This is a genomic window from Flavobacterium sp. FlaQc-57, assembly GCF_044007395.1.
Lineage (GTDB): Bacteria > Bacteroidota > Bacteroidia > Flavobacteriales > Flavobacteriaceae > Flavobacterium.
This window is the reverse complement of the sequence record NZ_JBIPDA010000002.1, coordinates 12,398-24,586: the sequence shown is the minus strand read 5'-3', so window position 1 is coordinate 24,586 and position 12,189 is coordinate 12,398. Positions and strand designations below refer to the sequence as shown.

9 protein-coding genes are annotated in these 12,189 nt (G+C 33.0%); 2 read left to right on the top strand and 7 right to left on the bottom strand.

The window, feature by feature from the left end:
- Positions 1-165: 165 nt before the first annotated feature.
- Positions 166-1,728 carry a hypothetical protein gene (locus ACHRVZ_RS06100; RefSeq protein WP_395421323.1) on the bottom strand — a complete coding sequence of 521 codons (1,563 nt, stop codon included), beginning with the start codon at positions 1,726-1,728 and terminating at the stop codon, positions 166-168.
- Positions 1,729-1,843: 115 nt separating this feature from the next.
- Between ACHRVZ_RS06100 and ACHRVZ_RS06095 the strand changes: the two genes are divergently transcribed.
- Positions 1,844-4,234 carry a penicillin acylase family protein gene (locus tag ACHRVZ_RS06095; RefSeq protein ID WP_395421321.1) on the top strand — a complete coding sequence of 797 codons (2,391 nt, stop codon included), beginning with the start codon at positions 1,844-1,846 and terminating at the stop codon, positions 4,232-4,234.
- Positions 4,235-4,406: 172 nt separating this feature from the next.
- On the opposite strand, the gene ACHRVZ_RS06090 is transcribed toward ACHRVZ_RS06095, so the two are convergent.
- The 6 genes from ACHRVZ_RS06090 to ACHRVZ_RS06065 all read right to left on the bottom strand — a co-directional run bounded on the left by ACHRVZ_RS06090 (position 4,407) and on the right by ACHRVZ_RS06065 (position 10,265).
- The gene (locus ACHRVZ_RS06090; protein ID WP_395421320.1) at positions 4,407-4,856 is read right to left on the bottom strand and encodes a hypothetical protein; all 450 of its coding nucleotides are present in this window, start codon (positions 4,854-4,856) and stop codon (positions 4,407-4,409) included.
- Between the two features lie 173 nt (positions 4,857-5,029).
- Positions 5,030-6,478: a serine hydrolase gene (locus tag ACHRVZ_RS06085; protein ID WP_395421319.1), complete on the bottom strand. Its 1,449-nt coding sequence runs from the start codon at positions 6,476-6,478 to the stop codon at positions 5,030-5,032.
- A gap of 185 nt (positions 6,479-6,663) precedes the next feature.
- Positions 6,664-7,131 carry a nuclear transport factor 2 family protein gene (locus ACHRVZ_RS06080; protein WP_395421318.1) on the bottom strand — a complete coding sequence of 156 codons (468 nt, stop codon included), beginning with the start codon at positions 7,129-7,131 and terminating at the stop codon, positions 6,664-6,666.
- A 49-nt stretch (positions 7,132-7,180) separates the two neighbouring features.
- Positions 7,181-8,689: a serine hydrolase gene (locus ACHRVZ_RS06075; RefSeq protein WP_395421316.1), complete on the bottom strand. Its 1,509-nt coding sequence runs from the start codon at positions 8,687-8,689 to the stop codon at positions 7,181-7,183.
- 77 nt (positions 8,690-8,766) lie between these two features.
- Positions 8,767-9,573, bottom strand: a complete 807-nt coding sequence (locus ACHRVZ_RS06070; protein ID WP_395421315.1) for a helix-turn-helix domain-containing protein — start codon at positions 9,571-9,573, stop codon at positions 8,767-8,769.
- A gap of 98 nt (positions 9,574-9,671) precedes the next feature.
- Positions 9,672-10,265, bottom strand: a complete 594-nt coding sequence (locus tag ACHRVZ_RS06065) for a GNAT family N-acetyltransferase (RefSeq protein ID WP_395421314.1) — start codon at positions 10,263-10,265, stop codon at positions 9,672-9,674.
- Positions 10,266-10,764: 499 nt separating this feature from the next.
- Between ACHRVZ_RS06065 and ACHRVZ_RS06060 the strand changes: the two genes are divergently transcribed.
- A complete protein-coding gene (locus ACHRVZ_RS06060) occupies positions 10,765-12,108 on the top strand; it encodes an FAD-dependent oxidoreductase (RefSeq protein ID WP_395421313.1) in 1,344 nt (447 codons plus the stop codon).
- Positions 12,109-12,189: the final 81 nt, after the last annotated feature.

The following is a 12,189-nucleotide window of genomic DNA, read 5'->3' as shown; positions in this document are numbered from 1 at the left end:
ATAAGTTCTTAAAACCTGATAATTGTCAGGTTTCTAAATTGTTGTAGGATAAATTTGCCAGGAATTCCCGTAGTTTTGTCATTCCGAGAAACTGACAAAAATGAAAACAAGATTTATTTGCATTTTTATAATCGGAATGACAAGATAATTTGAAGTAGGTCAGTTTTAAATCAAAATCTTCTTTAAAGATTCAGCTATGTTTCTCCATAGAAAGTTATAGAATGATTTTTCCTGAATTCGTTCAACTTCGACATCGGTCTTTTTAGATTTGTCGTCAGAATCATTTTTGAGTAATAAATTGGCGACGGCAGTTTTAAGCTTAGCTTCTTTTTCCGGATGTTTCTTTTTGAACAGCTTCACTTTTAGATCATCATAATCTAATGATGCATTTCCTTTTGAAGTATTGTCATTTCCATAAAAATCAAAATGATATTTATTGAATTTCCCTGTGAACGAAGTGTTTATGTAGGGTTTTGTAAAACGCTCCATTGCCATTACATTAAAATTAGCAATTGTTCCCTGAATATGAAAACTGTCTTTTTGATCTAAAACATTAAAATTCCAATCGACATTCAAAGGAGATGTTTTCATGAATTGGCAGTTGATTTTTATTTTTACATCCGCTGTCTTTTTTAAGCCAAAACCGCTTTTTAAATTGGCAATTTGCATATTAAAATGATCAAAATTTAAAATGGCCGGACCTTTAGAGAAATCAATTTCTTCCTCATAAACGAGTTTCGATTTTAGAATTTGTATAGTATCTATTTGAAACGGAAACTTAATTTTTCGCAATAAAGTGTTATAAAGTGGTTTTTTGCTTAAATCGTCTTTCGGAATTTTGTTACGATAAATATTGGCATCAAGATGATTGGCAACAAGTGAATTTGCTTTGAAGAAAAAGCGATCGTTTTTAAATCCCCAATCCATTTTATTTAGATTAGCAGAATCTAATTTTATGGTAAAGATGTCTTTTTCTTTCTCTAGTTTTCGAACAAACTCTTTTCTGCTAAATTCTGGTAAATAGGAGAAATTCTTCAACTTTAAAAAATTGTTTTCAGTGCTGATTTTTCCAATATTTATGCAATAAAATGCATTAGGTTTATAGTATAAACTATCACAAACCAAAACATATTTTTCAAAATGCATCGGAATTTTTTCCTTTAAAGTGACATCAGTAATTAAAATTCCTTCAAGCTTTAGAATGATATTTTTGATTCTGAAAATGGGTTTGTTATTTGTCAAAGAGACAACATCGACACTTCCGTCATTCAGGTAAATATTAGAAACCGCAATTATTTTCTCAAAAGGTTCCAAAATTTGAGTTTTGATACTGTTGCTGTTGTTTAAAAGTTTGTTGTTTTTTTTATACAAGATCACACGAGGTTTATTGATGATAATGCTTTCAGCTTGAATAACATCACGAAATGCCAGATCCCAAATATTAAAATGTTTGATCGTTATCGATTCAATTTTAGAGTAGAGCCCCGTTTTTTTATTACTGTTTTGAGGTTGATTCTTGGGATGAATCAATAAAGTCTGGGCATTGATATTTCTGGACCAAAGAGAAACTTCGATTTTTTCGTAATTAATATGATAAGCAGTTTTGTTTTTCTCGTGTATAATAATGGGTAATTGTTTTTTTATCCAATAATTGAGACCAATATTGACTAAAATCACAAAAAAGAATACCGAAATTACACCGATTGCTATTTTTTTATAGATTGACATTTATTCTATTGATTTTAAATACATAAATTTAGACTTTAAAATGTGTTGTCGCTTACACGATTTTATCTTTAAGTTATATCATTACCAAATCATTTATTGTTATACTTTTTTGAATATGAGAAAAATTAAAAAAATCCTGCTGGTTTTGTTTGTATTAATTGTTGTTCTTGGAATAGGTTTGTGTGCCTATATTTTTCATCTGAAACCAAAATATGAAGGTGAAGTGCAACTGAGAAATCTTCAGAAGGAAACCACCGTTTATTTTGATGATTTTGGAGTTCCTCATATTTATGCCAATTCCGAGAAAGATGCTATGACAGCTTTAGGATATGTTCATGCACAAGAAAGATTATGGCAGATGGAATTGCTTCGAAGAATCGCGCCCGGACGTTTGTCTGAGATATTTGGTTCTGTTGCACTTAAAAATGATAAGTTTTTCTCAGGAATTGGTATAGAAGAAGCTTCGGCGAAAGCGATTGCCAAATTAGACAAAAATAGTCAGAGTTATAAATTGACCATGGCATATTTAGATGGAATTAACCAATATTTGGATCAAGGTGTAACGCCGGTTGAGTTTACTGTAATTGGAGTTAAAAAAGAAAAGTTTACCATTAAAGATGTCTATAATATCTTTGGATATATGTCTTTTAGTTTTGCAATGGCTCAAAAAACAGATCCTTTAATGACTGATATTCACAATAAATTTGGCGCAGAATATTTGAAGGATTTGGGAATTGAGGGTGAATTTAATACTACGCGAATCAAAATTTCTAAAGAGAATATTGAGGAATATGCTGCAATTTCAAAATCTGTAGCAGCGCTGTTAGATAATTCGCCAATTCCGCCATTTGTAGGAAGTAACAGTTGGGTCGCAGGTCCAAACAGAACCAAAAGCGGAAAAGTAATTTTTGCAAACGATCCGCATATCGGGTTTTCGCAGCCTGCAACTTGGTATGAAGCGCATTTGATTACTCCAGATTTTGAATTATACGGTTGTTATCTCGCAGGAACACCATTTCCTTTATTGGCGCACAATCGTGATTATGCTTACGGATTAACGATGTTTGAAAATGATGATATCGATTTTTATCAGGAAAGAACTTTAGGAGGCGATCCAAATCAATATGAAACACCTACAGGTTTTGGTAAATACGAGTACAGAAAAAAAGTAATAAAGATAAAAGATTCTTCAGATGTGGTTTTAACAGTTAAATCAAGCCGACACGGGCCAATAATGAATGATTTATTAGACCGTTTAGATAAGAAAAATCCAATTGCAATGTCGTGGATTTATACCCAACAGCCTATCCAGATTTTGGATGCTGTTTACGGACTTTCGCATGCTAAAAGTATAGACAATTTCAAAAAAGCCGTGCAGTTAGTTGCTGCACCAGGATTGAATGTGATGTACGGCGACGCAAAAGGAAATGTGGGTTGGTGGGCAACTGGTAAGTTGTACAAACACAAAAAAGGTGTAAACACCTTTTTAATTTTAGACGGAACAAAAGGCAATGATGATATTGAGGAATATTTAGATTTTTCTAAAAATCCATCAGCAGAAAACCCAAAATGGGGATATGTTTATTCAGCAAACAATCAGCCCGAGGCAATTGATGGTTACTTATATCCGGGTTATTATTTACCGGAAGATCGTGCCAAAAGAATTTCAACTTTGATGGATGCAAAATCAGATTGGGATAAAGAAGCGATCAGTAAAATGATTTTTGATAATACATCTCCGGTTGCTCCGGGTGTTGTTCAGACATTAATTTCGAATGTCGATAATAAATCTATTTCTTCGAAAGAAAAAGAGGTTCTTACTGCTTTAAACTCTTGGAAAGGGACTAATAATCTTGAAGATGTTGGAGCTACAATCTATAATAAATGGGTTTATTTATATCTAAAAAACACATTTGAAGATGAAATGGGAGCAGATAATTTTAAATTGTTTCTGGACACATCTTTAGGAAAACAAATTATTGCCAGACAAATTGAGAATGAAAATTCGGTTTGGTGGGATAACATCAAAACCAAAAATATAAAAGAAACAAGAAGTGAAATTGTTTCGAAATCATTTCACGAAGCTGTTGCTCAACTTCAGGAACAATTGGGCGATAAAATAGCCGATTGGAATTGGGGCAAAGTACATTCGGTAGAACATGAACATCCTTTGGGGAAAGTTGCTGCATTGCGTAAACTTTTTAATGTTGGACCTTTTGCGGCGCCGGGATCAAATGAAGTAATAAACAATCAGTTTTTTGGATTTAATAAAGAAGGTAAATATCACGTAAAAGGCGGTCCTTCAACCAGAAGAATTGTAGATTTTTCAGACATCGAAAATAGTTGGAGTATTTTGCCAACCGGACAATCAGGAAATCCGTTTAGTAAACATTATGACGACCAAGCTGAAATGTTCAATGCAGGGAAATTTAGAAAAATGAAATTGAATAAAGAAGAGATTATAAAAACTTCGACTAAATTGGTTTTTAAACCGGTAGGGGAATAGTTTTTTTAGTTTTAGGTTTCAGGTTTCAGGTTTTTGGCTTGCGTAATTTTATCTCAAAGAACGCAAAGATTTTGGGGTTATTTGATCTTTGTCGAAGTTTAAACTTCGACAAAGATTTGAATGCAAAGAATTTAAAGACCTCTGTTCCTTTGAACCTTTGCAACTCTGAACCTTATCGAGAAATATATTTCCCACGAACAACATCATTGGCAAATATTTCTAAATTATAAGCAAGTGCATCATTCGTAACCATTACGTTTGTGGTTTGATAAGCAATGTCTTGTTTGTAGGTTTTTAATAATGTTTCGAGTTCAATTTCGTTATAAAATGCAAACATATTATAAACGGCATCTCTGAAATTTTTATAGTTAATACTTTCAGATACTTCGACTGTTTTTTGATCATTCCATTTTTCTGCCAGAGCTGCTTCGTTTATGGTCGTTAAGCAAAAATCAATAACATGATTTTTGTAATGAGCCGCTTCGACAATTTTATCGATTATAATTTTATTTTGCTGAGTTGGCATTGCTACTCTTGGAGCAACAGTTTGAGAAAGGCAAATAGAGGTAACAAAGAGGCATAATAGCGAAGTCAGAAAGACTTGCTTTTTTAGGTTTTTCATAGGTTATTTTTAATGTTTTGGGTAGTGCTAAAGTAGTTTTTTTATTGTAGATAGTCAATTGAAAAATGAACTTCAAGCAAAAAAAAGCTTCAATAAAACCAATTTAAAATCGGTTTTATTGAAGCAGGTTTGTAAGCGATTGTCTTACTTAGACTTTCGTTTATAATAATTATTTATTTTGAAATTTCTGCTAATACTTTTTTTCCGTTTTCATTGCTAGGATCCAGCACAACAGATTTGGTGTAATTTTCAACAGCCATTTTCTTATCACCATCGGCTAGATAAGCTTCAGCTAAACTGTCGTAAGCATTTCCTGATTTTGGAAAAGTTTCAGTGTTAATTTTGAAGACTTCTATAGCCTCTTTCTTTTTTCCGTTTTGTAATAATTCATATCCAACTCTGTTTACATCTTCTTCTTTAATACCATAAGTAGGATCGTTTTTTAGTTTCTTATAAGTAGCTGCGCCAACAGTAGCTCCTTTTTCAGAAAACACATCCAACAATTCAAAAGCCAATGATCTTTTGGGTTGATTTAAAGGCTGATTGTATAAAATTGCTCTAATACCTTCATTCATTTCATCTAAAATAGTTCCGCCCGTATTATTTAGCAAGACCACCAGATTTTTATCAGCAGGGATACGCGAAATAACAGTGTTAAATCCGTTGATTCCACCGCCGTGTTCAACAACTTTTAGTTTAGCTTTATCTCCATTTGGTTCCTCTTCTAAAAACCAGCCATATCCATAAAAACCATTTCCGGCTTTTATGTAAGGTTTAAACAATGATTCCATCGATTTTTCGGAAAGCAGCTTAGTGGTATAAAGTGCCTGATCCCAAAGATATAAATCTTCAACAGTAGAGTACAAAGATCCAGCAGCATACGGAATGCTCATGTCCAGATAAAAAGCATTCCTAATTAGTTTACCTTTTTTCTCATAACCCGCAGCTCTGTTTTTTAGTATAATTTCGCCGTGATCGTAACCGGAATTAACCATTTTTAAAGGAGTCAAAATAGTTTCTTGTAAATATTGCTCGTACGATTTACCACTCACTTTCTCGATTATATATCCTAATAAAAAATATCCTGAATTACTGTATTTAAATTTTTCGCCAGGTGTAAATTCAAGTGGTAAACTTGAAAACGTTTTCACAAATTCTTCCGGAGTAAAAGGATCCCTGCTTTTATCTTTAAAGAAATCTGGAGCAGATGTGTAATTTGGAATTCCCGAAGTGTGCGTAAGTAAATTGTGAATTGTTATTTTGTCTCCCGTTGCCTTTGGATAATCCGGCAAATAAGTTGTAATCGGGACATCAAGTTTTAGTTTTCCTTCTTCAGCAAGCTTTACTATTAAAAGTGCCGTAAATTGTTTACTGATAGAACCTAATCTAAATTTAGTATTTGGCTGATTTGGAATATCCCACTCCATATTGGCAAAGCCGTAACCTTTTTTGAAAATGACTTTTCCGTGCTCAGATACAAGCGCAGATCCGTTAAATTGACCGTATTCACTGTATTTACTTAATAATTGGTCAATTTGTTTTGCCTTATCCTGTGCATACGTGCTAAACGCAGTAAGTTGAAAAACGACAAAAAGTGCAATTAGTTTGATTGGTTTTTTCATATTGATTGATGATTAAAGTTACTAAATAGATGTTTGTTTTTTGATTTGAATTGATGATTGAAACTTTATAATCGTTTGTGATTAGTTGAGCGTCTTTTATTTAGACGACTAATTTTCAATTAAGTTTCAAGATCAATCATTTTTTTTCCTCAGAAAGAGAAAAATTGTAGAGCATAGACCAAATGCTACTTTTTTATTGGCCTATGCTCATAACTAACAATCCTTTTTAGTTTCCAGTCATTATCTTTTCGTTCCCAGATATGAATAAATTTTCCGGTTCCTTCCGGTTTTCCATCAAAATAGAATGTATGCTCGCCCAATTGTACTGCTCCAAAATCGCCCAATTTATCAATCGTGCAAGAGTTTAATTTTCGGATCAATTTTTTAGACATCGCACATTTTGAGATTAAAGATTTTATCTCATTCGCTTTAGAAATATTTAATCCCGAACGATCATCATAAAATTCGATATCGTCAGCAATTATTTTTTTGAAAAGCGTAGTGTCGCATTGATTAAAGGCAACATCAAAAAGTAAACTATCCATTTTGATGATTTCCTTTTTCAAAAGGTCTATTTTTAGAATTTCACGATTGTTTTGAGCAAATAGTACTTCACTTAAAAATAATAGAATAATGATAAATAGTTTTGCCATGAGTTTCTAAAATGAGATTTTGGTTGTGTTTTAATTTTTTGAATAGTATTTATTTCGTTTCAATCTCAATTATCTTCTTGCCCTTTTCACCCAAATAATGACTGACTATTTTTTCGTAAACCTTATAACCATCATCAACATTGGTAAAAATAACGATACCTTGTTTTGTTTTAGGCAACAATAAAAAAATGGTTTGAACGCCTTTGTCCGCACCGCCATGAGATAAAGCATAATCGTTATTCCCTAAGTCATAAATTTCAAACCCCAACCCAAAGTATTTGTTTTTCTTAGTTTCAACCTGATGCGATGTCATATCGTCAAAAACTTTTTTGCTTAATCCATCGCTGTTCAAAACACTGCATAAAAATGTTCCGTAATCTCCAATTGTAGTTAATAAATCATCAGCGGCGTTGGCGGTTTTATTTTTAGTTGGTTCATAAGCGTTGCCTTTATTATCATAACCAATGGCATATCTTGAAAGATCAATTTTATCATTCCAGATAAATTGAGTATCATTCATTTTTAGAGGTTTAATAATCAATTCATCCGCTAATTGATCTAAAGTTTTATGAAATTTGCTTTCCAACGCTTTTCTCAAGTATTCTAATCCTTCACCTGAATATTGGTATTTAGTTCCGGGTTTAAATTTAAAGTCCAATTTACCGGATTCGTTCATAAATCTCCAATTCGGAAAACCAGTTTGGTGGCTTAAAATGATTCTTGTTGTTAAAAGTTTTGTGTTCGGATCATTTTTAATGTCCAGATCCGTCCAGTATTTATAAAGAGGCTCATCTAAATTCCATTTTCCAGAACTTACCAGTTTTAAAGCCACAATTGCCGTTATTGGTTTAGTCAAGGATGCGACATTCCAAATCGTGTTGTAAGGCGCTGTAACTCCTTTTTTAAGTTCGCCAAAAACTTTTATTTCTTGTAGTTTTCCGTTGTTGATTACACCAATTCCCAGCGTTGGAACATTATTTTGTGTTAGCCATTTTTCGATTTCCTGATCATTGTCAAAGATGCTTGATTTGGTACCTGCAGTATTAACTTCTTGATGATCGTAACTAAAAGATCTTCTCAGTTTCCAAACTCCATTTTCTAAAATCCAAACATGCATAAATCTTGCTGTACTTCCAAATTTGTCTTTTTGTCCGGATACAGGTTCAAAAAACTGATGAATTCCAATTTGTATTGCTCCATACCAAACGCCACTTTTGGCTAAGGGATAAATTTCTGTGCTGCCTTTTACTAAATCTCTTCTGGCTTGGTAGGTTTTGGTAGAGCCACATAATCCTTTTCGAATGTTCTTTAGAAATAAAGCTTTGTCTTGGATGCTGTCTTTATCATGATAAAATTCAAAATTGTCGCTTAGTAAATTTTCGAATTGAGAAACATCGCAAGTATTAAAGCCAACTTTAAATAGTAAGCTGTCTCTCGACATAATAGTTTTGTAAAGCTCTGAGTTTTTTTCTTCCTGAGAAAATCCAAATTGGATTTGAAAGAATAGAATTCCAATTAAAATAGCTTTTAACCGGAAAAATGATTTGTTGATTTTCATTTTGTGATTGATTGATGATTAATGATTTAGCAAAAATAGTTCAATCAAAGTTCACAAAATTGTATAAATGCGAAATGTTATCTTTTTTTAGAAAGAAAATACAAATCAGAGTTGAACATTTTTGGAGTTGTTTTCGTCACATCTTTAAACTTTTTTATAAAATGCGACTGGTCAAAATATTGGTTATAAAGTGCAACATCGGTTAGTTTTAACTTCTCTAAATCCGAATTTACCATTTGATCGACCGATTTTCTGAATTTCAGAATCTGAATGTAATTTTTTATCGTAAGTCCGGTTGCAATTTTGAATTTAATTTGAAGTAATCGCTGCGAAAATTCCAAACTTTTTCCGATTTCCGAAACCGTGATCTCTTCATTGTGAAGTTTGATAATTTCGCAGATTCTTTCGATTATGTTTTTCGTTGGATTCGAAATGTTCAATTCTTCAAAATAACCATTAATTGTTTCTAATAAATTTGAAATATGGCTGTTTAAACCAGATTCAATTTTGGTTTTAAAAGGCAATTCTTCCGAACCAATCTTGATAATAGAATCTGAAAAATTGCTCAAATCATAATTTGGAAACATCGAAAGTGTCCAGGTATGCAACTGAATGATGGTAACTTTAGTTTTGGGTTGAATATTAACCAAAACTTTGTTGGTCATTTGCGAACAAAAGTAAAAACCTTCGTTCATTTCGTATTTCTTTTTACTGGTATGAACTTCTATCGCGTTTCCACTCACAATTGCCAGATTAAAACAACCATTAGGTAAAACAAGTTTATTTTCTATCAGGCTTTCGCCGATGCTGTTATCCAGACACCAAATTTTATTGACAAACCGCTCGGATTTTTCACTAACATAATATTCTGAATATAATTGCATTTTGATGTATTATGTTAAAGAGATTTTTTGTGGCACTGTTAGGTAGAAAATTTTAAGCTAAAGTACCATTTTTTCTCTTTATGTAAATCAGGTCGAATTTATATAAATTCAGGAAAAAACCTTCGTTTAGTAGTTTCCCATTCCTCCAAAATAATACTATAATAAACATCATCTTTACTTTTTCCTTCAGAATCAACATAATTGTTTCTAAAGATGCCTTCTTTTACAGCGCCTAGTTTTTCAATCGCTCTTTGAGATTTTTTGTTTTCTAGATCAGCGCTGAATTGTATTCTTTTAAATTGAATGTTTTCGAATCCAAAATTCAATAATTCGAATTTGCAGGCTTTGTTTAATCCCGTTCCCTGAAATTGTTTTCCGTACCAAGTCCAGCCAATTTCGCATTTTTGGCTTGCATGATTTAAGTAACCGTAACGGGTACTTCCGGCAACTTTGTTGGTGGCTTTGTCAATTATTAAGAAAGGATAACAAATTCCGTCAGCTTTTTGTTTTAAAGTATTTTTGATGTAGTTTTCAAAGTCATTGTCGTTTCGTACATACATTCCCATATATTTCCAGATTTCATCATCGAAAATGATTTCCTTGAGTTCGATATTTCTTTTATTTTCAAATGGGAGTAATAATACTTTTTCGTTTTCTAAAATGATGTTGGATTGTAATAGTTCGCTTTTCATTGGTTTTGTTTTATTTCTGGAGAGGGTTAATTAGGTTTTTTTCTCATTTTATGTCATTTCGACGAAGGAGAAATCTTCGCAAGTAACTCCGCAACGAGAGTCTAAACTTTGTCGAGCTTCTTGCGGAGATTTCTCCTTCGTCGAAATGACAAACAGAACGTTTATTGCTTTTAAAAAGCTTTGCGACTCTGAGCCCTTGCAAGATTTTTTTCTTAAGCGAAAATAGCCTTTTTCATGTTTCTAATAAATCTGTAAAAACAAAAAAATGTTATGAAAATGAGTGTGCATGAGGGATAGAAACGGCATCCTTTTGTGGCAATGCGCGTTACTATTGTAAGCCACAAAAGATATAGTGAATAGCCCGACCCGCTCCCGAGGCTTCGGGATCAGCGGGTCATGCCCAAGTAAATATGATGAAAAGGACTAAATATTTGGTTTATTTTAAAGGTGTTGTATAATTATTACTTATTTTTACGATCTTATATTTAGACTTTTCTTGATGCAAATACCATTAAAAATTGCTGTTGTAGGTTCTGGTTTAGTAGGATCGCTATTGGCAATTTATCTCAAAAAAGCAGGTCACACCGTTCATGTTTATGATCGTAGTCCTGATATTCGCAAAATTAATTTTTCGGGTCGCTCTATTAATCTGGCTATGTCTAATCGTGGTTGGAAAGCGCTTGATGGCGTTGGTGTTGGCGATTCGGTTCGTGAAATTGCGATTCCGATGGATAAACGTGCGATTCATTTGGTCGATAAATTAAACTTTCAGAATTACGGACAGGAAGGCGAGTCGATTTATTCGATTTCCAGAGGAACCTTGAATCGTAAAATGATTGATCTCGCTGAAGAAGCCGGTGCCGAATTTTTCTTTGACCAAAAAATCTGGGATGTTACGCTAAGTGAAGCAACTTTGCATATTGGTGAAACTGAAAGAGGCGAGTGGGAGGAAGTGAAATATGATATGGTTTTTGGTGCCGATGGCGCTTTCTCGAGAATTCGTCATAGAATGCAGCGTCAAAGCATGTTCAATTATTCGCAGGAATTTTTGAATATGGGATATAAAGAACTGAATATTCCGGCAAACGCCGATGCTACTCATAAATTAGATAAAAATTCATTTCATATTTGGCCGCGTGGCGAATATATGTTGATTGCTTTACCAAATTTAGACGGAAGTTTTACTTGTACATTATTCATGCCTTTTGAAGGAGAAAATTCGTTCGCTTCACTGACAGATCGAAAAATGGTTGAAGATTTTTTTGAGAAAAACTTTCCGGATTCGATAGAAGTGATTCCGAAATTAGCAGAAGATTTCTTTAAAAATCCAACAAGTACATTGGTAACCATGAAATGTTTTCCTTGGACGTATGAAGATAAAATTGCTCTTATTGGAGATGCCTGTCATGCGATTGTTCCGTTTTACGGACAAGGAATGAATGCGGGTTTTGAAGATATTACAGTTTTGCACGAAATGATTGAAAAATATGGAGACGATTGGAAAAAGATTTTCTCTGAGTATCAAATTTCACGTAAACCAAATGCCGACGCAATTGCCGAACTTTCGTACCGAAATTTCATGGAAATGAGTACTAAAACGGCAGACGAAAAATTCTTACTGCAAAAGAAAATAGAAAAAGCATTCTCAGATAAACATCCGGATAAATGGATTCCGCTTTACAGTCGTGTAACCTTTAGTGATCGTCCATATGCTGAAGCTTTAGCAATTGGTGATTTTCAAAACGGAATTATGGAAGAAGTTTTAAAACTCGATAATATCGAAAATATCTGGAATTCACCAGAGGTTGAAAATAGAATTTTGGAGTTGTTGCAAAACGCATAGTTTTTTAAACCGTATAAATGATATAAGTTCATTTAATGTTTACATATATAATAAACCCGACAGGCTTTTAAAATCTGTCGG